This window comes from Streptomyces sp. NPDC001858 (genome assembly GCF_053594615.1).
In genome coordinates, this window is the sequence record NZ_JBSFEV010000010.1 from 288,106 (window position 1) to 311,970 (window position 23,865).

Genomic DNA, 23,865 nt, shown 5'->3' on the forward strand with positions numbered 1-23,865 from the left:
CAGATCGCTGTCAGATTGCTGTCAGATCTCTATGCAGGTCCGCAGCGCGGTCCCGGAACGCATCTGGTCCAGCGCCTCGTTGATCTCGGCGAGCGGGACCCGGTGCGTGATCAGGTCGGTCAGGTCGATCCGGCCGGCCCGCCACAGGGCGATGGTCCGCTCGTAGGAGCGCAGGACGTCCCCGCCGCCGTACATCGAGGGCAGAATGCGCTTCTCGTCGAAGAACAGCTCGAACATGCTGAGTTGGAGGAAGTCGTCGAGGGCGCCCGCGCCGACGACGACCAGGGTGCCGCCGCGCCGGGTGGTCTCGTAGGCGGTGCGGGCGGTGGCGGAGCGGCCGACGACCTCGAAGACGTAGTCGAACCCCTCGCCCCCGGTGACGAGTTGCTTCGCCTCGCCCAGCTCGTCCGGTGAAACCGCCTTTGTGGCACCGAACTTGAGGGCGGCCTCGCGACGGGAGGCGACCGGGTCCACGGCGACGATCTCACCGGCGCCCTTGAGCCGCGCGCCCTGGATCGCCGAGATGCCGACCCCGCCGCAGCCGATCACGGCGACGGACGAACCGACCTCCAGGTCAGCGGTGTTGAGCGCGGCGCCCAGACCGGTGGTCACCCCGCAGCCGATCAGCGCGGCGATGTCGAAGGGCACGTCGTCGGGGATCGGGACGGCGCAGCGGGCGTCCACCACGACCTCCTCGGCGAAGGTACCGGTGCCGGCCATCCCGAACAGATCCCCGCCCGGACGGCGGAAGTTGGGCGTGCCGGCGTTCATGAACCCGGCCAGACACAGCTCGGTCTGGCCCCGCTTGCAGGCCGGGCAGGCGCCGCACGCGGGCAGCCAGCAGACCACGACCCGGTCACCGGGCTTGACGCTGGTGACGCCCTCGCCGACCTCCAGGATCTCGCCCGCGCCCTCGTGGCCGGGCACGAACGGCGCGGGCTGCGGCAGCACCCCGCCCATCGCGGAGAGGTCCGAGTGGCACAGCCCCGTGGCGCGCACCCGGATCCTGACCCGCCCCGGGCCGAAGCCCACCGCCTCGACGTCGTCGAGGACCTCCAGCTTGTCCTGGCCGATCTCGTGCAGTACGGCTGCGCGCATGGTGCGGCTCCCCTCAAAAGCTGCCTACGGGCTCACGGGTTCAAAAGTGTTCGACGATCGTGTCGGCGAGGACGGGCGCGTCGTCCCGGTCGAGGGCGCTCACCGCCACACGTACCGCGTTCGCGCCCGCGCGCTCGCCCTCCCCGGCGCTGCGCCACATGCGGATGCGCAGGGTCTCGCCGGGGAAGACGACCCCGGCGAAACGGGTGGTGTACGACCGCACCCGGGTCACATCGCCGTCGAGCAGGGTGTCGACGACCGCCTTGAGCGTGATGCCGTAGGTGCACAGGCCGTGCAGGATCGGCCGGTCGAACCCGGCGAGCTTGGCGAACTCGGGGTCGGCGTGCAGCGGGTTGTAGTCGCCGGAGAGGCGGTACAGCAGCGCCTGGTCCTCGCGGACGGCCCGCTCGACGACCTTGTCGGGCTCGCCGACGGGCGGGTCGAGCCGGGCGGACGGGCCCCGGTCGCCGCCCCAGCCGCCCTCTCCCCGGACGAAGATCTGGGCGTCGTTGGTCCACAGCGGCCCGTCCTGGTCGCCGACCTCGGTGCGCATGACGAGGACGGCGGCCTTGCCCTTGTCGTACACGCCGGCGATGCGCCCGGTGGCGGTGGCGCGGCCTTCCACCGGAAGCGGGCGGTGGATCTCCAGGCGCTGGCCGCCGTGCAGGACGCGGGCGAGGTCGACGTCGACGCCGGGCATGGACAGTCCGCTGATCACGCCCGGCGAGCCGGAACCGGCGACGGTGGCGAAGCTCGGCAGCACGTGCAGCCGGGACTCCAGCGTGTAGCGCAGTTCGTCGGGGTCGGTGGCCGGGACGCCGGCGCCGATGCCGAGGTGGTACAGCTGGACGTCGCGGCGGTCCCAGGTGATCTCGCCGGTCCGAGGCTCGGCGGCGAGCGCCTTGGCTGCGTCGATGGGCATGGAACTCCTGATCGCTCGGATCGTTCGGATCGTTCGGATCGTTTCAGGGACGGCGGCAAGACCTCGGCAAGACCTCGGCACGGCCGTCCGCACCGATCGGCCGCACCGAGGTCGTCACGGTGGCCGATCTAGAACGCGTTCCAGTCCGGCGTCCCCTGTATAGCCGAGGGCTCCACAGTTGTGAAGGCTCCTGACGGGGTGTCAGACCCGCTGTCGGACGCCGTCGCGGGCGGCCATGACATTTGTACTGCCCGACCGGTTACATCCCGACCTGCCGGTCGCGGGCCCGGGAACGTAGCGTCGAAGACGGGCAGAGAGCCCGGAGCGGGATCGGGGGAAGGGACAGGACCATGTGGACTGCGGTGAGCTGCCGCTGGACCGCCGCGCGGGAACAGCGGCGGCGCTGGAAGGCCCGGCGGGACCGGTGCAGGAACGGGCAGACCGCCGATGCCGACGCCGACGCGGTCCCCGGGGTCGCCGAGGACCCCGGTCCGCCGGCGAACGGCTTCTCCCTGCTGCCGTGGCTGCTGATGGGGATGGGCGCGTTCTCCAACCTCTTCCAGGGGGACACCCCGAACCCGTGGATCGGCGGCCTGGGCCTGCTGACGTTCAACTCCCTCTACGTCTATATCGCCTTCCGCTCCTTCGTGAAGGTGGCCCGCGAGGCGACCTCGACGCGGGTGGCCCTCGTCCTGATGGGCCTCGTGACCTGCGGACTCGCCCTCGGCTACGGCGGCAACTGGCTGCTCTTCTTCCCGCTGCTCGGCCTTGCGACGGGCGCGGTCCTGCGCGGCCCGCAGCTGCGCATTCTGGGGACCGCCGTCGCCGTCCTGGCGGGCGCGGTGTCCTGCGTCCACGACGGCTGGGGCGGTCTCACCATCGCCTACGCCACGTGGATCTCGACGATGGTGACGGCCGCGATCCTGTCCCTCTCCGAGGCCGTGCGGGAGCTGCGCGCCGCCCGCGAGGAACTGGCCCGCCGCGCGGTGGAGGAGGAGCGGCTGCGCTTCTCCCGCGATCTGCACGACCTGCTCGGCCACACCCTGTCGGTGATCGTGGTGAAGTCGGAGGCGGCCAGACGGCTGGCGCCGCGTGACATGGACGCGGCTCTCACCCAGGTTACGGACATCGAGGCGGTGGGCCGACAGGCGCTGACCGAGATACGGGAGGCGGTCACCGGCTACCGCGAGGGCAGCCTGGCCACCGAGCTGGACCGGGCCCGCTCGGCCCTGACGGCGGCGGGCGTGGAACCGTCGGTGAGCAGGTCGGGCCCGCCGCCGCAGCCGCAGACGGCGGCGCTGCTGGGCTGGGTGGTGCGCGAGGCGGTCACCAACGTCGTCCGGCACAGCAGGGCGACCCGGTGTCGGATCACCGTGTCCGGCGAGCCGGAGCAGGTCCGGCTGACGGTGACGGACAACGGCACGGGCACGGGCCCAGGTGCCGGCACCGGCGGCGGCGACCGCTGCGCGCAAGGCGGCGGCACCGGCCTGACCGGCCTGCGTGAACGCCTCGCGACGGCGGGCGGCTCCCTGACGGCGGGCCCGGAACCACACAGCGGCTTCACGGTCACCGCGCAACTGCCGACGACCGCGGACGCCAGCGGGTACGGCAGCGACAGGGGCGACAACAGAGAGAACGGCGACAGGGGCGAGAGTGGCGGCGGGGTCGAGAGAGCGCCGTCCGCGGCCACCGCGCATAGCCTTGCCCCGTGACCGAGATGCCCCGCGACCACCGTCCCGCCAAGTCCGTCAGAGTGCTGCTCGCCGAGGACCAGGGCATGATGCGCGGGGCGCTGGCTCTGCTGCTGGGGCTGGAGGCCGACCTCGAAGTGGTCGCGCAGGTGGGCCGGGGCGACGCGATCGTGGACGCGGCCCTCCTCCACCGCCCGGACGTCGCGCTCCTCGACATCGAACTCCCCGGCATGAGCGGCCTGGAGGCCGCCGCCGAGCTGCGTGATCAGGTGCCCGACTGCCGGGTGCTGATCCTCACCACGTTCGGCCGGCCCGGTTATCTGCGCCGGGCCATGGAGGCCGGGGCAGCGGGCTTCCTGGTCAAGGACGGCCCGGTGGAGGAGCTCGCGGCGGCGATCCGCCGGGTGCTCACCGGCGAGACGGTCGTGGACCCGGCCCTCGCCGCCGCAGCGCTGAGCGCCGGCCCGAATCCCCTCACCGCCCGCGAACGCGACGCGCTGAACGCGTCGGCGGACGGCGCGACGGTCGCCGACATCGCCGCCGCGCTGCACCTCGCGGAGGCCACGGTCCGCAACTATCTCTCCTCCGCGATCGGCAAGACAGGCACCCGCAACCGAATGGAGGCGATGCGGGAGGCCCGACAACAGGGCTGGCTGTAGCGGACGAGCCGCGGGGGCCTTGAGGGTCGGCCGCAGAGGCCTGAGGCTTGGCCGTAGGGATCCGAGGGACGGCCGTAAAGGTGGGTCCGTCCGGACCGGCGCTGGCATAGTGCCCGCATGCACATGCTCATACCGATACGGAAGCGTGTGGTCCGGCACATGGCCGCCCTGGTGTCGAGTCTCGCCGCCGGCGTCCTCGCCGTGGCCTCGGCGCCCGCCGCGGCCGACGACTCCGGACAGGTCGTGCTGCGCTTCGAGACCGCGGCGACGTACGTCATGTACAACGCCGACGAGGGGGCCAAGGCCAGGAACGACGACTTCGTCGTGCCGGTCTTCGTGGAGGCGAGCAAGGGCGGGCCCGCGCGCAACGTCCGGGTCGTCGTGGACGCGTCGGGGCTGACCGGCGTCGCACGGCTCGGGGAGAACCGCGCGTGTAAGGCCGAGGGCCCGGTCTACACCTGCGAGTACGGCGATCTGCAGAACGGCGACGGCGAGAGCTACCAGCCCCTCACCCTCCTCGGGGTGGACGGCGTCCCGCCGGACGCCGCCGGGACGGTGACGTACACCGCGACCGCCGACAACGCGGCCCCGATCACCGGCGCCACCCGGATGACCGTCGGCGGTCCGACGCTGTCCGCGCCCGGGTCGGAGAAAGGCGTCAGCGGGCTGGCGCCGGGCAGACCCACGAACCTCACCCCGAGGCTCGCCAACAACACCCGGTTCCCCGCGACGAAGGGCGTGGCGCTCCAGGTCAACGTGTCGGACGGGCTCACGCTCACGCCCCGGCACAGCAACTGCTTCTACGCGGGCCCCGCGCCCACCTCGGCGTGGTGCACGTTCCCCACGAAGGCCGCGGCGGGCGCCGCCTACCGCACCAGCGCCCCGCTGGTCTACACGCTCACCCCGCCCGGACGGCTGACCGGCGAGGTGAGCTACACATGGTCGTCGGCGCCGCAGCGGCCCGCCGACCACACCGTGCGCGGCACGGGCGCCCCGCTCACGCTCGTCCCGACCGCGAGCCGGCCCTTCGACGACAGCCACGGCACGGTCGGGATCACCACCACCGTGCAGGCCGACTACCGTCCGGTCGCCGCGGCCGTGCGGGGCCGGGTCGGCAACACGGTGAAAGTGCGGCTCGGGTTGAAGGACCTCGGCCCCGGCCGGATCCAGGGCTCCGAGGAGCTGGGCCGCTTCGAGGTGGTCCCGCCGGAGGGCACCACCGTCACCTCGATCCCGTACGAGTTCGAGGGGGACGCCGGGAAGTGGGCGTGCGACCGGCCGGAGAAGCCCGGCGGGGCGTTCGTCTGCGAGATCGGCCACGACTCGTTCTACGACGCACGGCACGAGGGCGGGACGACCGTCATCGACTTCCACATCCGCATCGACCGGCAGGTCCCGGGCGCGAAGGGCAGCATCCGCACGTACAACCCGTTCGACCGCACCCCCGCCAACGACGTTGCCGTCATCGCACTGGAGGCGTCGCCGGCACCGCCCTACCTGCCGGCCCGGCACCCCGTCGTGTGGACGGCCGGCGGCGCCGCGCTGGTCGTCGCTGCCGGGATCCTGTACCGCTACCGCCGTCGGCCGAACCGGGCCTAGATCCCCTTGCCCGTGCGCCGCAGCACCCGCAGTGAGCCGGTGTCGGAGACCTCCGTGAAGGCCCCGGAGGCAAGGGCGCGCAGGTAGACGCGGTAGGGGGCCTGGCCGGTGAACTCGTCGACCGGGTCGGGGAACACGTCGTGGATGACGAGGAGTCCGCCCTCGGCGACCTGCGGGGCCCAGCCCTCGTAGTCGGAGGCGGCGTGCTCGTCGGTGTGGCCGCCGTCGACGAAGACGAGGCCGAGGGGCGAGTTCCAGAACGACGCGATCTGCGGCGAGCGTCCGACCAGGGCGACGACGTGCTCCTCCAGGCGCGCCCGGTGCAGGGTGCGGCGGAAGATGGGCAGCGTGTCCATCAGGCCGATCTCGGGGTCGACGGTCTCCGGGTCGTGGTAGTCCCAGCCCGGCTGCTGCTCCTCGCTGCCCCGGTGGTGGTCGAGCGTGAGCGCGGTGACCCCGGCGGCGCGGGCCGCGTCGGCGAGCAGGATCGTCGAACGCCCGCAGTAGGTGCCGACCTCCAGCAACGGCAGTCCGAGCGCACCGGCCTCGACGGCGGCCGCGTACAGCGCGAGGCCCTCGTCGACGGGCATGAAGCCCTTCGCCGCCTTGAACGCGGCGAGGATCTTGGGCGCGGGTGCCGCGGGCATGGTGGCCTGCCTTCCGATGGTCGTACGAGGGTGTCGGCGTACGAGGGTGTCGGCGGCCATGCTGCCGTACGCCGCCGCGGGCCGACGACCGAGGGGTGGGACTACCGCCCCAATCCCTGCCCCAATCCCTGCCCCTGCCCCTGTTCCGCCCCCGGCCGCTCCTCGAACCCCTCCTCCAGCCTCTGCTGCCGCTCGCTCGCCGCCCGGAGCCGGTACTCGCTGGGCGAGACGCCGTACGCGGTGCGGAAGGCGCGGGTGAATTCGGAGGCGCGGGGCATGCCCCAGCGGGCGGCGACGGTGTGGATGGGGGTGGCGCGCATCGCGGGGTCGGCCAGGTCGCGGCTCGCGCCAGCCAACCGCTGGTCGCGGATCCAGGCGGCGACCGTGTCGCCCTGGGTGCGCTGCTGGAAGATGCGGTGCAGATAGCTGAGCGAGATGTGGTGGGCGGCGGCGATCACGGTCGGGGTCAGCGCCGGATCGTGCAGGTTCTGCCGGATGAACGCCCGGATGCCTGCCACGGTGACCCGGTGGCGGGTCTCCGGGTCCAGGGCGTCCTCCGTCTCCAGGAGCTGGGCGAGCCAGGCCGACACCAGATCGAGGACGATCCGGCCCAGGCGGGGCGCGTCGGACGGCCCGAGGTGCTGGGCCTGCCGGTCCAGGCCGACGAGGAAGTCGGTGAGCAGGGCGCCGACGCCGTCCTGCCCGGGCAGCGGTCGGCACAGCAGGTCCCGGACCAGGTGCGGCGGCACGGACAGCAGCGTCTTGGGGAAGTCCACGCCCACGCCCTGGACGACCTGCCGCTGCCGGTCGTCGTGGGAGCGGACGCTGCGGACGTCGTCGGGGCGGAGGCTGTCGGGACGGAGGCTGTGTGGGCGGACGTCGTGGGGACGGACGTCGTGGGGACGGACGTCGTAGGGGCGTGAGCTGTCGGTGATGAGCAGGTCGCGCGGGCCGAAGGTGTTGGCCCGCCCGACGTGGTCGACCGCGAGTCCGCCCTGGATCAGCAGCGTCAGGTGGTAGCGCTCGGGGTCGGACCGGCGGACCAGCCGCTGGTTGCGGCGGAATCGGGACGGCTGGTACGACGTCGGCCACACGGTGACCGGTCCCAGCTCCATGAGGTGGTACTCGGCCCAGAAGTCGGCGGCGTGCGGGCTGGTGATCTCGCTGGGCGAGCGGGTCGTGGTGAGCAGGTCCCGCCAGAGGTCGAGCCTGCCCTCCACAGGTACGTCGTCGGTGCGGAACACCGTCCCGAGCATGCGTCGCCCTCCGATCCTCGGCCCCGGAACTCCGGGGCCAAGGATAGGTGCGCCCGTGCCCTCAGTGGGCGGAGACGGTCGCCTCGGTTTCCTCGGTCTCCTCGGCCGGCGGCAGGGTGAGGTCCAGGGCCACCGCCCGCTCGTCGCCCGCGTGGGTCGCGGCGCTCGCCAGCGGGCCGTGGCCGGTGGCCTTGGCGGCGAGGACGTACGCGCCCCGGGCCGGGACGGCGAGGGCGTAACCGCCGTCCTGGGACGACAGGGTGGCTCCGGCCTGACGGCCGCGGCGGTCGATCAGGGTGACCTGGGCGCGGGCGACCGGGGCGCCTGCGGCGTCCAGGACCGTGCCGTGGAAGCCCCGCAGCACTGCCTCGGCGCGCTCCGCTCCGGCGTCCCCCTCGCTGCTGGCGCGCAGCTGGGTGGCCGTCGACGGACGCGGGCGGCCGGGCAGGAAGAGCGCGAGGACGAGCCCGATCGCGACGGCGGCCGTGGCGATCAGGAAGGAGACGCGGAAGCCGTGCATGGTCGGGACGGCGACGCCGCCGACGTCGTTCGCGGTGTTGGCCAGCACCATGCCGATGACGGCGCTGGACACCGAGGTGCCGATGGACCGCATCAGGGTGTTGAGGCCGTTGGCCGCGCCGGTCTCCGAGGCGGGGACCGCGCCGACGATCAGCGCGGGGAGGGAGGAGTAGGCGAGGCCGATGCCGGCGCCCAGGACGATGGCGATGACGAGGCTCTGCCAGGCGGCGCTCATCAGGCCGAGTCCGGCGCCGTAGCCGATCGCGATGATCAGCATGCCGAGGATCAGGGTCACCTTGGGGCCGTACTTCGCGGACAGCCTGGCGTAGACGGGCGCGGTGACCATCATCGTCAGGCCGAGCGGTGCGACGAGCAGACCGGCGGTGACCATCGACTGGCCGAGTCCGTAGCCGGTGGACTTCGGCAGCTGGAGCAGCTGCGGGAGCACCAGGGAGACGACGTAGAACGAGACGCCGATCATGATCGAGGCGAGGTTGGTGAAGAGGACGGCGGGGCGGGCCGTGGTGCGCAGGTCGACCAGCGGGGCCTTCAGCCGCAGCTCCATCACGCCCCACAGCAGGAGGACGACGGCCGCGGCGGCGAACAGGCCGAGCGTGGTGCCGGAGGTCCAGCCCCAGTCGCTGCCCTTGGTGATCGGCAGAAGGAAGAGGACGAGCCCGGTGGAGAGGCCGATCGCGCCGAGCACGTCGAAGGTGCCCTCGGCGCGGGCCGGGGACTCGGGGACGACGAGGAGGGTGAGGCCGATGGCGAGGACGCCGAGGCCGGCGGCGCCGTAGAAGAGGGCGTGCCAGTCGGCGTGCTGGGCGATCAGGGCCGCGGCGGGCAGGGCGAGGCCGCCGCCGACGCCGATCGAGGAGCTCATCAGGGCCATGGCCGAGCCGAGCTTCTCGCGGGGCAGCATGTCCCGCATCAGGCCGATGCCGAGCGGGATCGCGCCCATGGCGAAGCCCTGGAGGGTACGGCCGACGATCATCGTGAGCAGGTCGCTGGTGAGCGCGCTGACCAGCGCGCCGACGACCATCACCGAGAGGCTGAGGACCAGCAGCCGCCGCTTGCCGTACAGGTCCCCGAGGCGGCCCATGATCGGGGTGGCCACGGCGCCGGAGAGCAGGGTGGAGGTCAGGACCCAGGTGGCGTTGCTGGGCTCGGTGCCCAGCAACTGCGGCAGGTCCTTGATGACCGGGACGAGCAGGGTCTGCATCACCGCGACCACGATGCCCGCGAAGGCGAGCACCGGGACGACGGCTCCGCTCGCTTGGCGGGTGGGCCGGTCGGTCGTGTGCGTCATGAGGGGGTGCCTCCGGGGCGGTGGTTCGGGGATTACATGGGACCTGAACCTGTATGCATGGGCAACTATTCCGATGCTTCGGCGTACTAACGATTTCTTTAGGTTCTCTTGGGAAAGCGGCGCGGAGAGGCGAGCGGGGAGGGGCGCGGAGAATTTCTCCGTCCTGAGGCAACGATCCGGGCCGCTCATGGCCTCCTTTGAACATCTAGGAGGTGCAGTGCCCATGGGGGATCGGGATCGGGATCGGGATCGGGATCGGAAGCAGGACAGGGACGGCAGGGACTCGGAGTTCCAGGCCTTCGTCGTCGGCCGCTGGCCACGGCTGATGCGCACGGCATTTCTCCTCACGGGGGAGCAGCACGCCGCGGAGGACCTGGTCCAGTCGACGCTGGAGCAGGTCTACGTCGCCTGGCGCCGGGTCGGCGCGGCCGACGAGCCGGAGGCGTATGTACGGCGCGTGATGATCAACGCGCATGCCCGCAAGTACCGCAGGAAACTCCGGGAGCTCCTCGCGCCGAGGGACGACGGCTCGGGCCCGGCGCACGAGGTCGCCGACACCGGCGACCTGATCGCCCGGGCCGACGACCGGCACACCCTGCTGAAGGCGCTGGCCGCGCTGCCGCCACGGCAGCGGGAGGCGGTGGTGCTGCGCTACTGGGAGGACCTGACCGAGACGCAGACGGCCGAGGCGATGGGCTGTTCGGTCGGCACGGTGAAGAGCAACGCGGCCAAGGGGATCGCGAAACTGCGCGCCATACCGGAACTGGCGGACACGGTGACGTACGGAGGGCGGAAGTGATGAACCCGGACCGGGAGACGAGCCACGACATGACACAGCCCGACATCGCCGTCCTGCTGGCCGAGGCCGCGGACGAGGTCGAGATCGGCATAGCCCCCACCCAGGCGCTGATCCGCGGCGGCCGCCGCCGCAGGGCCCGCCGCTGGGCGGTCGCCACGGCCACGGCCCTGGTGGTCGCCGGCTCCACGGGCGCGCTGGCGGCGGGCGGTCTGCCAGGGGGCGGCGGGGAGCGGGTGACGCCGTCGGCGACACAGCCGGCGGTCACCGGGACGTCGTCGTCGCAGCCGACGAGCAGGGTCACCCTCTGGTCCGGCACCGACGGCGGCAAGGAGTGGAAGGTCACGCTGGACGTCTGGCCGGCGCCGGTCGACGTGCCGGACGCGCAGGCCTTGATGAACGCGATGGCGGAGTACGGCGAGTTCCCGACGGCCGCGACCACGGCCGCCGACCTGGTGGGCAAGAGCGCGTACTTCGTGCGGCGCGGCGCCGAGGCGAACGGCGTCGCCTGGGAGCATGTGACCCTGCACGGTCTGACAGGTGCGGGCGACACCTTGTCGGGCAAGGCGATGGACGCCTTCGCGGTTCCGGTCGACCCGGCCGCCGAAGGGCCCGACCGGCTGGTGATCGGCCATGTGGCCAAGACCGCCCGGCAGGTGACCTGCGTCTGGAAGGACGGCACGAAGACCGAGGTCGGCAGGGCTCCTTCGAACGCGGTCGGCAACGGCGAGACCGGCCCGGCCCTCCGCACGGCCGACGGCTCCCCGTACGCCTGGTTCGCCTGTCTGGCCCCACAAGGCACCGAGTACGAGTCGGCGGAGGTGACGCGTTAGAGGTGCCGGTTAGGGTGGCGGGTGTGTCGTACACAGGCTCGAACCCCGGTCCCGGTGATCCCTTCGGCGCTTCCGATCCCTTCGGCCCGCCGCCGCGCCGCTCGCGGCTGCGCCGCCCGCTGACCGTGGCGCTCGCCGTGCTCGTGCCCGGGGCGCTGCTGGGCTGGCTGGCGTTCGAGACGCTCGGCGGGACCGGGAACGGCGGGAGCGACGGGGGCGGCGGAACGGACCGGGTGGCCGGGGCGGGGTCGGGCGCCTCGGCGGGCTCCGGCGTCCTGGACCCCACCCCGGCCGGCGGCAACGAGAAGCCGGGCACGCTCACCGCGTCGCCGAGCGAAACCGCCGCCTCCCTCGCGGGCAAGGTCGTCGTCATCGACCCCGGGCACAACCCGACCAACTTCGAGCACACCGCCGAGATCAACCGCAAGGTGGACATCGGCACCAACCGGAAGGAGTGCGACACGACGGGTACGTCGACGAACTCCGGTTACAGCGAGGCCAAGTTCACGCTGGACGTGGCCCACCGGCTGCGCGCGCTGCTGCAACAGCAGGGCGCCACAGTGAAGCTGACGCAGGATGCGGACCGGCCGTTCGGCCCGTGTGTCGACGAGCGGGCCCGGATCGGGAACGCGGCGCACGCCGACGCGGTCGTCTCGATCCACGCGGACGGCGCCGGGGCCGGGCAGCGCGGCTTCCATGTGATCCTGCCGGGCGCGGTGCACGAGGGCATCGCCGACAACCGGGCGATCGTCGCCCCGTCGAAGGATCTCGGAAAGCTGATCGCGAGCGACTTCGCCCGCACGACGGGCACTTCGCCGTCCGACTACGTCGGGGAGGGAACCGGTCTCGTCACGCGTGAGGACCTGGGCGGTCTCAATCTGTCAACGGTTCCCAAGGTGTTCATCGAGTGCGGCAACATGCGCGATACCAAGGACGCGGCACTGCTGACCAGCAGCGCCTGGCGGCAGCAGGCGGCACGGGGGATCTCTGAGGGAATCGTGAGTTTCCTGCGCGGGTAGTGATCAGCGAACTGATCCGGGCGGACAGCTCAATCGTGCGGACGATAGTGTCGTCCCTACGATGAGGGGCCACCCCCGCGCTTCACACAGGGGCCTTACGGCGACATGGTGACAGCGACGCCTCCAACCGCTACGTGTATGCGTACATGCGTGTACCGACGACGAGACGACTGACGAAGGACCTGAAGTGAATATCCGCTCCCTCACTCGAGGCGACGGCGTGGTGATCGGAGCAGCGGTATTGCTGTTCATCGCGTCGTTCCTGGACAACTACTCGTACGACGGCGTCGCCGACAGTCTCGACATCCCCAGCCTCTGGTCGAGCGGACCGGTCCTGCTCAGCGTCGTCCTGGCAGGTCTCATCGGCGCCGCGCTCATCGTCGTGGCCCGCGCGCTGCCGCAGCCCCGCAAGGTCGCGGGTCTGGACCTCGGCCCGTTCGGCGTGGCCTTCGTGGTCTTCGCCGCGTGGAGCGCTCTGGGCAACGTCATCGACCCGGTGGGCGGCCTGGACAACTTCGGCGGCGACAACTCCAACGCCCCGTCCGCCGGCACCGGTCTGATCCTCGCGCTGATCGCCACGCTGGTGATGGCCGGCGGCGCGATCGCCACCCCGCTGGTCCCCGCGCTCCAGGCCGGGCTCATCCCGGCGCCGAAGCCGCCGACGCCCCAGCCGTACGGCGCGCAGCCGCCCGCCGGTTACGGCTACCCGGGTGCGCCGCAGCCGTCGGCGTTCGGTGCTCCGCCGCAGCAGGGCCAGCCCGGTCAGCCGGGCCCGCAGTCGTTCGGCGGCGCTCAGCCGGCTCCGGCGCAGCCGCCGGCCGGGGACTTCTCGCCGTTCTGGTTCGCGGTGCCGGTGCCGCGTCCGCTGTACGCGGAGGACGGCGCGCCGCTGCCCATCGCCGAACTGGCGCCGGGCACCTGGTATCTCGCGGTCGAGCAGGGCGGCCAGGGTCTGGTCGCCCAGACGCAGGACGGCCGTCGCGGCGTTCTGCGGGACACCTCCGGCATCCAGCGCGGCTGAGTCGCACCCCGCAGCACTCAGCACCCCTCAGCAACGGCATACACGACAACGGCTCCCCGCCCTTCCGGGCGGGGAGCCGTTGTCGTACAGTCGCAGCCCACATCCGCGAGCTGACGAACCGTCAGGAGGCTGCCATGCGGCTCGGTCTGGCGCTCGGCTACTGGGGCCGCGGCCCCTCCCCCGACCATGTGGAGCTGGCACGCGAGGCGGAACGGCTCGGCTATGACTCCGTGTGGACGGCGGAGGCCTGGGGCTCGGACGCCTTCACCGCCCTGACCTGGATCGCCGCCCGGACGTCGACGATCCGACTGGGCACGGCGGTCGCCCAGATGGCGGCCCGCTCCCCCACCACGACCGCGATGCACGCCCTGACCCTGGACCATCTCTCCGGCGGCCGCATGATGCTGGGGCTGGGCCTGTCGGGTCCCCAGGTCGTCGAGGGCTGGTACGGCCGCCCGTTCCCGAAGTCGCCGCTGACCGCGACCCGGGAGTACGTGGACGTCGTCCGGCAGGTGCTGCGGCGCGAGGCGCCGGTGGAGGTGGCCGGACGGTTCCACGCGCACCCCTACCGCGGGCCGGACGCGACAGGCCTCGGCCGGCCGCTCAAGTCGATCACCCACCCCCTGCGTCCCGATCTGCCGGTGCTGCTGGGCGCGGAGGGGCCGAAGAACGTGGCCCAGACGATCCGCATCGCCGACGGCTGGCTGCCGCTGTACTGGTCGCCGAACCGGCCGGACGCGTACGGCCCGGCGGTGGCCGAGCTGCCCGAGGGCTTCCGGGTGGCTCCCATGGCGCAGGCGCGGGTCTGCGACGACCTCGCCGAGGGCCTGCTGCCCGTGAAGGTCATGCTCGGCTTCTACATCGGCGGCATGGGCCACGCCACCCGCAACTTCCACGCCGACCTGATGGCGCGCATGGGCTACGAGACGGAGGCCCGGCACATCCAGGAGCTGTTCCTGGCCGGGCGGCGCGAGGAGGCCGTCCTCGCCGTCCCGGACGCGTTCGCCGACGAGATCTCGCTCGTCGGCCCGCGCGAACGCATCGCGGAGCGGCTGGAGTTGTGGCGCAAGGGCCCGGTGACGGACCTCCTGGTCGTGGCGCCCGACCCGCACACCCTGCGGGTGCTGGCGGAACTCACCGCGTAGGGACCGGGTTTCACGCGGGCCAGGTTTCATACGGGTGCGAACGGCAACCCGAACACCATGTCCCCTCGATATCGCAACGGCGCCAACCAGGCCGGAACGGTCATCGCCGTCGTCGCAGACGTGATGGCCCTCATCCTGGGCCTGTGGATCGTGATGTACCTGCTCGACGCCAACCGCGGCAACGACTTCGTGCAGTTCGTCCACGACACGGCCCGCTGGCTCGCGGGCTGGTCCTACGACCTGTTCACGTTCGACAAGGCGTGGGCGAGGGTGGTGGCGGGGTACGGCCTGGCCGCCGTCGTCTACCTGTTCGTGGGCCACGCGATCGCCGGCCGCGTCCACCGCCACTGAGCAGCCGCCGAGCGATCGCCCTCGGGCACAGCCGGTCCGCTCAGGCGCAGCAGTCCGCCTCCAGCCCGGAGGGGAGTTGCTCCCCGCCGAACACCGCGCAGGTGGCCTCATGGCCGCCGAGGGCCGCGACGGCGAGCAGCAGCGAGCCCGCGGTCCAGGTGGTGAGTTCACGGGGCCAGATCGCCTCGTCATCGAACACGAACCCGGTCCAGTACAGCCCCGACTCCGCGTCCCGCAGATGCTGGATCGCCTGAAGGATCTCCAGCGCCCGGTCGGACTCGCCCATCGCCCAGAGCGCGAGGGCGAGTTCCGCCGACTCGCCGCCCGTCACCCACGCGTTGGGGACGACGCACCGCACGCCGAGACCGGGCACCACGAACCGCGCCCAGTCCGCCTCGATACGGGACTTGGCCTCGGCGCCGGTCAACGCGCCGCCCAGCACCGGGTAGTACCAGTCCATCGAGTAGCGGTCCTTGTCGAGGAACCGCTCCGGATGCCGTCGTATGGCGTGCCGCAGCGCGCCCGCCGCCAACTCCCAGTCCGGCTGCGCCTCTTCGCGCTGCTCGGCGATGGCCAGCGCGCAGCGCAGCGCCTGGTGGATGGAGGAGGAGCCGGTGAGCAGCGCGTCGGCGGTCGGCGTGCCGTCGTCGTCGCGCCGCCAGCCGATCTGGCCGCCCGGCTGCTGGAGCCGCAGCACGTACTCGATCGCCGCGTAGACGGCCGGCCACATGCGGTCGAGGAAGGTGTCGTCGCCGGTGGAGAGGTAGTGGTGCCAGACGCCGACGGCTATGTAGGCGACGAAGTTCGTCTCGCGGCCGCGGTCGGTGACGTCGTCGAAGTCCCCGTCGGCGTAGGCGGCGAACCAGGATCCGTCGTCGTTCTGGTGCCGGGCCAGCCAGGTGTAGGCGCGGTCGGCGGCCTCGTGCTCGCCGGCCGCGTCCAGCGCCATGGCGGCCTCGGTGTGGTCCCACGGGTCGAGGTGGTGACCCCGGAACCACGGGATCGCGCCGTCCTCGCGCTGCACGGCGAGGATGCCCGCGACGGTCGCGGCGGCCTGCTCGGCGGTGAGGACCCCGGGCAGGACCAGGTGTTCTGTCCGGGGGGTGGTCACTTGGCGGCCGCCTCGGACTGCGTCGGAAGGTGCGGGGCGCGCGGGGAGCGCGCGACGTGCGGAAGATGCGGCTTGGTCGCGTAGGCCACGAAGCTCTTGCCGATCAGCGGGTTCAGCGCCTGTTCGGCGACCCGGGTGGCCAGCGGTTTCTTCATGATGTCCCAGACCAGCAGCTTGTGGTACGCCCGCACCGGCAACGCCTTGTCGTTGTCCACGCCGAACGCGCACTTCAGCCACCAGTACGGCGAGTGCAGCGCGTGGGCGTGATGGGTGCCGTAGGGCCGCAGCCCGGCTTCCTTGATTTTCGCGAGGAGTTCGTCGGCCCTGTAGATGCGGATGTGGCCGCCCTCGACCTCGTGGTAGGCGTCGGAGAGGCTCCAGCAGACCTTCTCGGGCCCGTAGCGCGGGACGGTGATCGCGATGCGGCCGCCAGGCTTGAGCACCCGCACCATCTCCGCGAGGACGCCCTTGTCGTCCGGGATGTGCTCCATGACCTCGGAGATGATGACGACGTCGAAGGACTCGTCGGGGAAGGGCAGCGCGAGGGCGTCGCCCTCCATCGCCGTGGCGGTGGCGCCCTCCGGGGCCTCACCGGCCTCCTTCATCGCCGCGAACCACTTGGCGACCTCGCGGATTTCCTCCGCGTTCTGGTCCAGGGCCACGACCTGCGCGCCCCGCCGATAGCACTCGAAGGCGTGCCGACCGGCACCACAGCCGAGGTCCAGGACTCGGTCGCCCGGGGCGAGCGGGAACCGGGAGAAGTCGACGGTCAGCACGAGGCCCTGCTTTCGCGATCGGATACTTCGGTCACAACGTCAACACCGACGCCGACACCAGGACCGGCAACTCGAGAACCCGGCGCCGAGGCTGAGGCCAAGGCCGAAGCCGAGGCCGGGGCCGGGGCCGGGGCCGGGGCCGGGGGCGGGGCCTGGGTGGGGGCCGGGGGCGGGGGCGGGGCCTGGGTGGGGGCCGGGGGCGGGGCCTGGGCCTGGGCCTGGGCCTGGGACGAGGCTGAGGCCGAGGTTGAAGCCGGAGCCGAGGCCGGAGCCGGGGCCTGGGCCTGGGCCTGCGCCTGCGCCTGCGCCTGCGCCTGCGCCTGGGACGAGGCTGGCACCGAGGCCGGAGCCGAGGCCTGGGCCGGAGCCGGGGCCTGGGCCCGGGACGAGGCTGGCACCGAGGCCGGAGCCGGGGCCGAGGCCGGAGCCGGGGCCTGGGCCGGGGCAGGGGCCGGGGCCGGGGCCGGGGCCTGGGACGAGGCTGGCACCGAGGCCGGAGCCGGAGCCGAGGCCGGAGCCGGGGCCTGGGCCCGGGACGAGGCTGGCACCGAGGCCGGAGCCGGGGCCGGAGCCGGGGACGAGGCTGGCGCTGAGGCCGAAGCCGAAGCCAAGGCCGGGGGCGGAGCCAAGGCTGAGGCCGAGGCCTGAGTCGTCGCCGGAGCCGCAGCCTGGGCCGAGGCCGGAGCCTGGGTCGTCGCCGGCGCCGAGCCCGGAGTCGTCGCCGGGGCCGCGGACGCCCGCGCGTCACGACCGTCCGCCCGCGCGTCACGGTCGGCGGCCCGCGCATCACGGCCCTCGGCCCGCGCGTCATGGCCGTCCGCCCGCCGGTGACAGGCGCTGGCGGCTATCGCCTCGCGGTAGCGGGCCACGGTTCCCTCGGCGGCTCGGGCCCAGGTGAACCGTTCCAGCACCCGTTCCCGGCCGGCCGCGCCGAGCCGGGCCCGCAGTTCGGGGTCGCCCAGGAGCCGGCTCAGGCCCACGGCGAGCGCGCCCGCGTCGCCCGTCGGCACGGCCAGGCAGGTCTCTCCGTCGCGCCCGGCGACCTCGGGGATCGCCCCGCCGGTCGTGGCGAGCAGCGGCGTGCCGGTGGCCATCGCCTCGGCGGCCGGCAGCGAGAAGCCCTCGTAGAGCGACGGCACGCAGGCGACCTCCGCCGAGCGCACCAGGTCGACGAGTTCGGCGTCGGAGATGCCCTTGACGAACTCGACGGCGCCTCCGAGGCCGTACCGCTCGATGGCCTGGGCGACCGGCCCCTCCTGCGGGCGCTTGCCGACGACGACGAGGTGGGCCTTCGGATGCTCGGTGCGCACCTTCGCCAGCGCCTCGACGAGGAAGACCAGGCCCTTGAGCGGGACGTCCGCGCTGGACGTCGTCACGATCCGGCCCGGCAGCCGCGGCACGGCCGGATCCGGCCGGAACAGGTCGGTGTCCGCGCCGATATGGACGACGTGGATGCGGTCGTCGCGCACGCCGAGGTGGTCGATGATCTCCTGGCGGGACGTACCGGAGACGGTGAGCACGGACGGCAGCCGGCGCGCCACGCGCTTCTGCATCGCGGTGAACCCGTACCACCGGCGCACGGAGTACCGCCGCCGCCAACCGTCGGCGGCGTCCAGCTCCAACTGCCGGTCGACGGTGATGGGGTGGTGGATGGTGGTGACCAGCGGCGCGCCGACATCCCCCAACAGCCCGTAGCCCAGGGTCTGGTTGTCGTGCACGACGTCGAACTCACCGCTCCTGGCGCGCAGCTGACGGCGGGCGCGCAGCGAGAAGGTCAGCGGTTCGGGGAAGCCGCCGGTCCACATCGTCGCCACTTCGAGGGCGTCGATCCAGTCGCGGTACTCGCCGCGCTTGGGGGTGCGGAAAGGATCCGGCTGGCGGTAGAGGTCGAGGCTGGGCAGCTCGGTGAGGGAGAGGCGGCCCTCGTGCTCCGGGTCGGACACCGGGTCCAGCACCGGATAGGGCTGGGAGCCGATGACCTCGACGCGGTGACCGAGGCGGACGAGCTCCCGCGACAGATGCCGTACGTAGACGCCCTGGCCCCCGCAGAACGGGTTCCCCTTATAGGTGAGGAGCGCGATGTCGAGCGGTCGCCCGCCGTCAGCGGCAAGATCCGTCCGGGATCCCGCCTGACTGGCCTCAGCGGTCACTCCGGGCCCCCTTCTGCCTGCATTGTCCCGCGAGACTACGACGGGACGCTAATCTAGAACAAGTTTCAGACTTGATCGTTCGGGAGGCTCTGAATCTACCGGCAGGTAGCTGTGCTGTAACCGGTGGATCAGGTGATTCGCGCCACGACCGACGGCACGAGCGACGGCACGGCCGATGCACGACCGACGGAACGACCGACGGAACAACCGACGGCACCACCGATGCACGACCGACGGAACGGAACGGAAACGGGACCCATGCCTGCGGAAGTCACCCCCCAGCGCCCCGCGCACTCCCCGCTCACCGAGCGGCAGGAGGCGCGCCGCCGCCGCATCCTGCACGCGAGCGCGCAGCTGGCCAGCCGGGGCGGTTTCGACGCGGTGCAGATGCGGGAGGTCGCGGAGTCCTCGCAGGTCGCCCTCGGCACGCTCTACCGCTACTTCCCCTCCAAGGTGCATCTGCTGGTCGCCACGATGCAGGACCAGTTGGAGCACATGCACGGCACGCTGCGCAAGAAGCCCCCGACGGGCGAGAACGCGGCGGACCGGGTCGCGGAGACCCTGATGCGCGCCTTCCGCGCCCTGCAGCGCGAGCCGCATCTGGCGGACGCGATGGTCCGCGCCCTGACCTTCGCCGACCGCAGCGTCTCCCCGGAGGTCGACCAGGTCTCCCGGCAGACGACGGCGATCATCCTGGACGCGATGGGTCTGACCGACCCCACCCCCGAGCAGCTCTCCGCGGTCCGCGTCATCGAGCACACCTGGCACTCGGCGCTCATCACCTGGCTGTCGGGCCGCGCGTCGATCGCCCAGGTCCGCATAGACATCGAGACGGTCTGCCGCCTGATCGACGTGACGGCCCCCCGGGCGAACACGCAATGAACCTACGAGACGAAGAGGGTTTCCGTCAGGCCCGGTCCTCGCGACCTTCCGGTCCCTCTGCCCGTCCGTCGACGTCGGCCCCAGCGGATGCCCGTACCACTCGGCGTCTCGCCAAAGTCGGCTACTCCGGTCGAACTCCCTCATTCGCCTCGTAGGCGACTACCAGAATAGAACGCTCAGGGCAGATTAGAACCACCCAATAGCGACATTTTTCATTCTTCCGGAGGAAACACCGGCTCTCCGCTCCCCAGCAGCGTGATCGCGATCGCCTCCACCGGGCAGCTCTCCGCCGCTTCCAGCACCCGCTCGTTCGCGTCCGTGTCCGGATCGGCCGGATGGGACTGACGTGCGGTGTCGAGCCGGAAGCCGTCGGGCGCGTAATGGATGCACTGGGCCGACCCGATGCACAGGGAACGGTCCACCTCGACGTGCCACCGATCCCCCATGACGGCCTCAGCCCTCGAACCCGGCCGGCAGGTGGATCATCTTGTGCTCCAGGTACGCGCCGAAGCCCTCGGGCCCGAACTCCCGCCCCAGCCCGGAGTTCTTGTAGCCGCCGAACGGCCCGAGCATGTCCAGGCTGAAGGTGTTCACCGAGTACGTCCCGGTACGGACCTGGCGCGCGATCTCGATGCCGTGCTCGACGTCGGCCGTCCAGACGCTGCCGCTGAGCCCGTACTCGGAGTCGTTGGCGATCTTCAGCGCCTCGGACTCGTCACTGTAGGGCAGCAGGCAGATCACCGGTCCGAAGATCTCCTCGCGGGCGATCCGCATGGAGTTGTCGACGTCGCCGAAGAGCGTCGGCTCGACGTACCAGCCGCGGTCCAGACCGGGCGGACGGCCGCCGCCGGTGAGGATCTTCGCGCCCTCCTCCTGCCCGATGCGGATGTAGTCGAGGTTGCGGCGCTGCTGCCGCTCGGCCACCAGCGGGCCGACCTGGGTGGCCGGGTCCAGCGGATCGCCGACGACAAGGGCGCTCGCCGCGGTGACGAAGGCGTCCGCGAACTCGTCGTAGCGCGAGCGCGGCAGCAGGATGCGGGTCTGGGCGACGCAGGCCTGTCCGTTGTTCATCCAGGCGGCCGAGACGATCCCGGGGACGGCGGTGGCGATGTCCGCGTCCGGCAGCACGACCGCCGCCGACTTGCCGCCCAGTTCCAGGGTCACCCGCGTCAGGTTCCGCGACGCCACCTCCATGACCCGCCTGCCGGCCGCGACCGAGCCGGTGAACGCGACCTTGTCGACGCCGGGATGCCCGACCAGGTACTCGCTCACCTCGCGGTCCGCCGGCAGGATCGACAGCACGCCCTCCGGCAGCCCGGCCTCCCGCGCGATGTCCGCGAGGATGTACGCGTCGAGCGGCGTCTCCGGGGACGGCTTGAGCACCACCGTGCAGCCGGTGAGCAGCGCGGGCGCGAGCTTGGCGGCGGCCACGAACTGCGGCACGTTCCAGGGGACGACGGCCGCGACCACGCCCACCGGCTCGCGCCGGACGAGGATCTTCCCGAGCACGCCGGCGCGCCGCTCCTCGTAGGTGAAGTCCCGGGCGACGGTGATCGCCGCGTCCCACACCATCATCGCGCCGAGGGCCTGCGCGAGGACGCTCCAGGAGTACGGGGAGCCGTTCTCCGAGGAGATCACCCGGGCGATCTCCTCGTGACGCGTGAGGATCCCGTCCTTGATGCGGGTGACCACCGCGAGCCGCTCGTCGAGCGACAGCCGCGGCCAGGGCCCCTCCTCGAAGGCCTGCCGCGCCACGGCGACGGCCCGGTCCACATCGGCCGTCGACGCATGCGGCACGCGCCCGATGACCTCCTCGGTGTGCGGGGAGATCACCTCGATGACGGCATCGCCCAGCGGGTCCGTCAACTCGCCGCCGATGACCAGCTTTCCGTGCTCCACGAGCTCAGTCATGTCCGCTGCCTTCATTTCTGACGGTGTATCACTTAACGGTGTGTATCAACTGACGGTGTCTCAGCTGTCCCCAGAACTGATACCAGTTCTAGTTATAGTGAGCAATGGCCGTGCGGGCGCGGGGCCACAGGAGGGGGCGGGCAGATGACGGCTACGTTCGATCACGGCGGCGGTGTCAGGTCTCTCCGGGTGCCGATCCCGGACAACCCGCTCGGCCACACGCTGGTGTACGTCGTCGACACCGACCGCGGGCCCGTGCTGATCGACACCGGCTGGGACGACCCGGCGTCCTGGGACGCCCTGGCCTCGGGGCTGATCGCCTGCGGCACCTCGGTCGACGCCCTGCACGGAGTCGTCGTCACCCACCACCACCCCGACCACCACGGCCTGTCCGGCAAGGTGCGGGAGGCGTCCGGGGCGTGGGTGGCGATGCACGCCGCGGACGCCTCGATCGTGCGGCGGACCCGGGAGACGCGCGCCGAACGCTGGTACACGTACATGGCGGACAAGCTCACCGCGGCCGGCGCCCCCGAGGAGCACATCGCCCCGCTGCGCACGCCCCCGGCCGCCCGCCGCCGCTCCCTCCCCGGCCTGGCGCCCGCCCTCCCCGACCGCGAGATCGTCCCCGGCGAGTTCCTCGATCTCCCCGGCCGCCGGCTGCGCGCGATCTGGACGCCGGGCCACACCCCCGGCCATGTCTGCCTCCACCTGGAGGAGGAGCATCCCGCCCAGCTGCCGGGCCACGGCCGCCTGTTCTCCGGCGACCATCTGCTCCCGGAGATCACCCCGCACATCGGCCTGTACGAGGACCCCGACGACGCCACCGTCACCGACCCGCTCGGCGACTACCTCGACTCCCTAGAACGCGTGGGCCGCCTCGCCCCCGCCGAGATCCTCCCGGCCCACCAGTACAGCTTCACCGACGCGCCCTCCCGGGTCGGGGAGCTGCTCACCCACCACGAGGACCGCCTCACCGGCCTGCTCACCCTCCTCGCCACCCCCCTCACCCCCTGGCAGCTCGCGGAGCGGATGGAGTGGAACCGCCCCTGGGAGCAGATCCCCTACGGGTCGAGGAACATCGCGGTCTCGGAGGCGGAAGCGCATCTGCGACGACTGGTGAAGCTGGGCCGGGCGGAGGCGGTGACGGGGAGCGACCCGGTGACCTATGTAGCCGTGGTCGGCCCGTCCGGGACCTGACCGACGCAGGGGCCGACGCAGGGGCCGACGCTGGGGCCGGTGAAGGGGCCGACGAAGGGGGCCCGGGAAGCCGTTGACCGGTGAACCGCCCCACATGACCCACATCACCTACTAACTACCCTAGTCGGATAAATCGGCCGCCATGCGCATGCCATTAGGGGCTCCGACCTGCACATTGAGAGCCAGGTCACACAAGGGACCTTCACCCCGAATACGACCACAACTAGCAAAGGGGGTCTTTGCGGACGGCCCTCGACCCTGCTTCTCTGGATGACGTCGCACGGTGCCGACGAGCCCACGGGCCTCGGCGCCGACGCATGCAGCCACCCACCGCACACCACGCGGCGCGGCCACGCACCGCGTGACTCCGGCATGCGGCGACCGACTCTGTCCCCGAAGAAAAAGGTTCTCCGTGTCCGTCTCCGTCATCCGTCGCATCGCTTCCCCGAAGAAGGCCCTGACCGTCGTCGCCGTGGCCGCCGCCACCGCCGGCATGGCGCTGTCCGCCGCGCCCGCCCAGGCCGCGACGTCGTCCGTGGCCTCGGCCTCCCAGGCCCAGGCGATCGCGCACAAGATGATCCCGAACACGGCTCAGTACAACGCCTTCGCCAACATCGTGAAGCACGAGAGCGGCTGGGACGTCGACGCCACCAACGCCTCCTCCGGTGCCTACGGCCTCGTCCAGGCCCTGCCCGGCTCCAAGATGGCCTCGGCCGGCTCCGACTGGAAGACCAACGCCAAGACCCAGATCAAGTGGGGTCTGGACTACATGAACTCCCGCTACGGCAGCCCGGTCGGCGCCTGGAACTTCTGGCAGGCCAACGGCTGGTACTGAGCCACGCCGCCCTCCCCCACAGCCGCCGAAGGCGGGGGGCCCCCCGCCCCCCGGGCCCCCGCCGCGGGGGGGGCCCGCGCCCCCCCGGGACACAAGACCCCAGAAGACCCCCCCCCCCCCCGCCGCCGGCCGCCGCGC

The 23,865-nt window shown here is 72.2% G+C and carries 22 protein-coding genes; 12 read left to right on the top strand and 10 right to left on the bottom strand.

What is annotated here, in order from left to right; all coding sequences use genetic code 11:
- Window positions 1–21 precede the first annotated feature (21 nt).
- Window positions 22–1,098, bottom strand: a complete 1,077-nt coding sequence (locus ACWCPF_RS17840) for a Zn-dependent alcohol dehydrogenase (RefSeq protein ID WP_451045952.1) — start codon at window positions 1,096–1,098, stop codon at window positions 22–24.
- A gap of 40 nt (window positions 1,099–1,138) precedes the next feature.
- A complete protein-coding gene (locus ACWCPF_RS17845) occupies window positions 1,139–2,020 on the bottom strand; it encodes a MaoC/PaaZ C-terminal domain-containing protein (RefSeq protein WP_451045953.1) in 882 nt (293 codons plus the stop codon).
- Between the two features lie 350 nt (window positions 2,021–2,370).
- On the opposite strand from ACWCPF_RS17845, the gene ACWCPF_RS17850 reads away from it, so the two are divergent.
- From ACWCPF_RS17850 to ACWCPF_RS17860, 3 genes are all read left to right on the top strand, one after another.
- Window positions 2,371–3,732 carry a sensor histidine kinase gene (locus ACWCPF_RS17850; RefSeq protein WP_451045954.1) on the top strand — a complete coding sequence of 454 codons (1,362 nt, stop codon included), beginning with the start codon at window positions 2,371–2,373 and terminating at the stop codon, window positions 3,730–3,732.
- Window positions 3,733–3,737: 5 nt separating this feature from the next.
- Complete coding sequence (locus ACWCPF_RS17855; protein ID WP_451045985.1) at window positions 3,738–4,370, top strand: response regulator; 633 nt, start codon at window positions 3,738–3,740, stop codon at window positions 4,368–4,370.
- 117 nt (window positions 4,371–4,487) lie between these two features.
- Window positions 4,488–5,969: a hypothetical protein gene (locus ACWCPF_RS17860; RefSeq protein ID WP_451045955.1), complete on the top strand. Its 1,482-nt coding sequence runs from the start codon at window positions 4,488–4,490 to the stop codon at window positions 5,967–5,969.
- Here ACWCPF_RS17860 and ACWCPF_RS17865 read toward each other — a convergent pair.
- The 3 genes from ACWCPF_RS17865 to ACWCPF_RS17875 all read right to left on the bottom strand — a co-directional run bounded on the left by ACWCPF_RS17865 (window position 5,966) and on the right by ACWCPF_RS17875 (window position 9,700).
- Window positions 5,966–6,616 (bottom strand): class I SAM-dependent methyltransferase, encoded by a 651-nt coding sequence (locus tag ACWCPF_RS17865; protein WP_451045956.1) that lies wholly within the window; start codon window positions 6,614–6,616, stop codon window positions 5,966–5,968. The genes ACWCPF_RS17860 and ACWCPF_RS17865 overlap by 4 nt on opposite strands.
- A gap of 101 nt (window positions 6,617–6,717) precedes the next feature.
- Complete coding sequence (locus ACWCPF_RS17870; RefSeq protein ID WP_451045957.1) at window positions 6,718–7,872, bottom strand: AraC family transcriptional regulator; 1,155 nt, start codon at window positions 7,870–7,872, stop codon at window positions 6,718–6,720.
- 61 nt (window positions 7,873–7,933) lie between these two features.
- Window positions 7,934–9,700: an MFS transporter gene (locus ACWCPF_RS17875; RefSeq protein ID WP_451045958.1), complete on the bottom strand. Its 1,767-nt coding sequence runs from the start codon at window positions 9,698–9,700 to the stop codon at window positions 7,934–7,936.
- Window positions 9,701–9,923: 223 nt separating this feature from the next.
- On the opposite strand from ACWCPF_RS17875, the gene ACWCPF_RS17880 reads away from it, so the two are divergent.
- The 6 genes from ACWCPF_RS17880 (at window position 9,924) to ACWCPF_RS17905 (ending at window position 14,865) form a co-directional block, all read left to right on the top strand.
- Entirely contained in the window at window positions 9,924–10,499 is a 576-nt protein-coding gene (locus ACWCPF_RS17880; protein WP_451045959.1) for a SigE family RNA polymerase sigma factor, read from the top strand.
- 29 nt (window positions 10,500–10,528) lie between these two features.
- Window positions 10,529–11,329, top strand: a complete 801-nt coding sequence (locus tag ACWCPF_RS17885; RefSeq protein ID WP_451045960.1) for a hypothetical protein — start codon at window positions 10,529–10,531, stop codon at window positions 11,327–11,329.
- A gap of 23 nt (window positions 11,330–11,352) precedes the next feature.
- Window positions 11,353–12,348 carry an N-acetylmuramoyl-L-alanine amidase gene (locus tag ACWCPF_RS17890; RefSeq protein ID WP_451045961.1) on the top strand — a complete coding sequence of 332 codons (996 nt, stop codon included), beginning with the start codon at window positions 11,353–11,355 and terminating at the stop codon, window positions 12,346–12,348.
- A 187-nt stretch (window positions 12,349–12,535) separates the two neighbouring features.
- Window positions 12,536–13,369: a hypothetical protein gene (locus ACWCPF_RS17895; RefSeq protein ID WP_451045962.1), complete on the top strand. Its 834-nt coding sequence runs from the start codon at window positions 12,536–12,538 to the stop codon at window positions 13,367–13,369.
- A gap of 134 nt (window positions 13,370–13,503) precedes the next feature.
- Complete coding sequence (locus ACWCPF_RS17900) at window positions 13,504–14,514, top strand: LLM class F420-dependent oxidoreductase (RefSeq protein WP_451045963.1); 1,011 nt, start codon at window positions 13,504–13,506, stop codon at window positions 14,512–14,514.
- A gap of 57 nt (window positions 14,515–14,571) precedes the next feature.
- On the top strand, window positions 14,572–14,865 hold the full coding sequence (locus ACWCPF_RS17905; RefSeq protein ID WP_451045964.1) for a hypothetical protein: 294 nt from the start codon (window positions 14,572–14,574) through the stop codon (window positions 14,863–14,865).
- 40 nt (window positions 14,866–14,905) lie between these two features.
- Here ACWCPF_RS17905 and ACWCPF_RS17910 read toward each other — a convergent pair whose 3' ends face one another.
- The 3 genes from ACWCPF_RS17910 to ACWCPF_RS17920 are packed head-to-tail and all read right to left on the bottom strand — an operon-like array spanning window position 14,906 to window position 18,902.
- The gene (locus ACWCPF_RS17910; protein WP_451045965.1) at window positions 14,906–15,976 is read right to left on the bottom strand and encodes a prenyltransferase; all 1,071 of its coding nucleotides are present in this window, start codon (window positions 15,974–15,976) and stop codon (window positions 14,906–14,908) included.
- Window positions 15,973–16,752 carry a methyltransferase domain-containing protein gene (locus ACWCPF_RS17915; RefSeq protein ID WP_451045966.1) on the bottom strand — a complete coding sequence of 260 codons (780 nt, stop codon included), beginning with the start codon at window positions 16,750–16,752 and terminating at the stop codon, window positions 15,973–15,975. The genes ACWCPF_RS17910 and ACWCPF_RS17915 overlap by 4 nt, the downstream gene beginning before the upstream one ends.
- Complete coding sequence (locus ACWCPF_RS17920; RefSeq protein ID WP_451045967.1) at window positions 16,746–18,902, bottom strand: glycosyltransferase family 4 protein; 2,157 nt, start codon at window positions 18,900–18,902, stop codon at window positions 16,746–16,748. The genes ACWCPF_RS17915 and ACWCPF_RS17920 overlap by 7 nt, the downstream gene beginning before the upstream one ends.
- Window positions 18,903–19,160: 258 nt before the next feature.
- Between ACWCPF_RS17920 and ACWCPF_RS17925 the strand changes: the two genes are divergently transcribed.
- Window positions 19,161–19,784 (top strand): TetR family transcriptional regulator, encoded by a 624-nt coding sequence (locus ACWCPF_RS17925; RefSeq protein WP_451045968.1) that lies wholly within the window; start codon window positions 19,161–19,163, stop codon window positions 19,782–19,784.
- Between the two features lie 212 nt (window positions 19,785–19,996).
- On the opposite strand, the gene ACWCPF_RS17930 is transcribed toward ACWCPF_RS17925, so the two are convergent.
- Window positions 19,997–20,230, bottom strand: a complete 234-nt coding sequence (locus ACWCPF_RS17930) for a ferredoxin (RefSeq protein ID WP_451045969.1) — start codon at window positions 20,228–20,230, stop codon at window positions 19,997–19,999.
- Window positions 20,231–20,237: 7 nt separating this feature from the next.
- Window positions 20,238–21,695, bottom strand: coding sequence for an aldehyde dehydrogenase (locus ACWCPF_RS17935; RefSeq protein WP_451045970.1), 1,458 nt, complete (start codon window positions 21,693–21,695; stop codon window positions 20,238–20,240).
- A 144-nt stretch (window positions 21,696–21,839) separates the two neighbouring features.
- On the opposite strand from ACWCPF_RS17935, the gene ACWCPF_RS17940 reads away from it, so the two are divergent.
- Complete coding sequence (locus ACWCPF_RS17940; RefSeq protein ID WP_451045971.1) at window positions 21,840–22,892, top strand: MBL fold metallo-hydrolase; 1,053 nt, start codon at window positions 21,840–21,842, stop codon at window positions 22,890–22,892.
- A 412-nt stretch (window positions 22,893–23,304) separates the two neighbouring features.
- A complete protein-coding gene (locus tag ACWCPF_RS17945) occupies window positions 23,305–23,727 on the top strand; it encodes an aggregation-promoting factor C-terminal-like domain-containing protein (protein ID WP_451045972.1) in 423 nt (140 codons plus the stop codon).
- The last annotated feature ends 138 nt before the right edge of the window (window positions 23,728–23,865 follow it).

Coding starts and splice junctions, on each gene's coding strand:
- ACWCPF_RS17845 (WP_451045953.1), bottom strand. CDS start 2,020: ATGCCCATCGACGCAGCCAAGGCGCTCGCCGCCGAGCCTCGGACCGGC.
- ACWCPF_RS17940 (WP_451045971.1), top strand. CDS start 21,840: ATGACGGCTACGTTCGATCACGGCGGCGGTGTCAGGTCTCTCCGGGTG.
- ACWCPF_RS17865 (WP_451045956.1), bottom strand. CDS start 6,616: ATGCCCGCGGCACCCGCGCCCAAGATCCTCGCCGCGTTCAAGGCGGCG.
- ACWCPF_RS17900 (WP_451045963.1), top strand. CDS start 13,504: ATGCGGCTCGGTCTGGCGCTCGGCTACTGGGGCCGCGGCCCCTCCCCC.
- ACWCPF_RS17925 (WP_451045968.1), top strand. CDS start 19,161: ATGCCTGCGGAAGTCACCCCCCAGCGCCCCGCGCACTCCCCGCTCACC.
- ACWCPF_RS17905 (WP_451045964.1), top strand. CDS start 14,572: ATGTCCCCTCGATATCGCAACGGCGCCAACCAGGCCGGAACGGTCATC.
- ACWCPF_RS17885 (WP_451045960.1), top strand. CDS start 10,529: ATGACACAGCCCGACATCGCCGTCCTGCTGGCCGAGGCCGCGGACGAG.
- ACWCPF_RS17935 (WP_451045970.1), bottom strand. CDS start 21,695: ATGACTGAGCTCGTGGAGCACGGAAAGCTGGTCATCGGCGGCGAGTTG.
- ACWCPF_RS17930 (WP_451045969.1), bottom strand. CDS start 20,230: ATGGGGGATCGGTGGCACGTCGAGGTGGACCGTTCCCTGTGCATCGGG.
- ACWCPF_RS17875 (WP_451045958.1), bottom strand. CDS start 9,700: ATGACGCACACGACCGACCGGCCCACCCGCCAAGCGAGCGGAGCCGTC.
- ACWCPF_RS17880 (WP_451045959.1), top strand. CDS start 9,924: ATGGGGGATCGGGATCGGGATCGGGATCGGGATCGGAAGCAGGACAGG.
- ACWCPF_RS17860 (WP_451045955.1), top strand. CDS start 4,488: ATGCACATGCTCATACCGATACGGAAGCGTGTGGTCCGGCACATGGCC.
- ACWCPF_RS17840 (WP_451045952.1), bottom strand. CDS start 1,098: ATGCGCGCAGCCGTACTGCACGAGATCGGCCAGGACAAGCTGGAGGTC.
- ACWCPF_RS17855 (WP_451045985.1), top strand. CDS start 3,738: ATGCCCCGCGACCACCGTCCCGCCAAGTCCGTCAGAGTGCTGCTCGCC.
- ACWCPF_RS17850 (WP_451045954.1), top strand. CDS start 2,371: ATGTGGACTGCGGTGAGCTGCCGCTGGACCGCCGCGCGGGAACAGCGG.
- ACWCPF_RS17870 (WP_451045957.1), bottom strand. CDS start 7,872: ATGCTCGGGACGGTGTTCCGCACCGACGACGTACCTGTGGAGGGCAGG.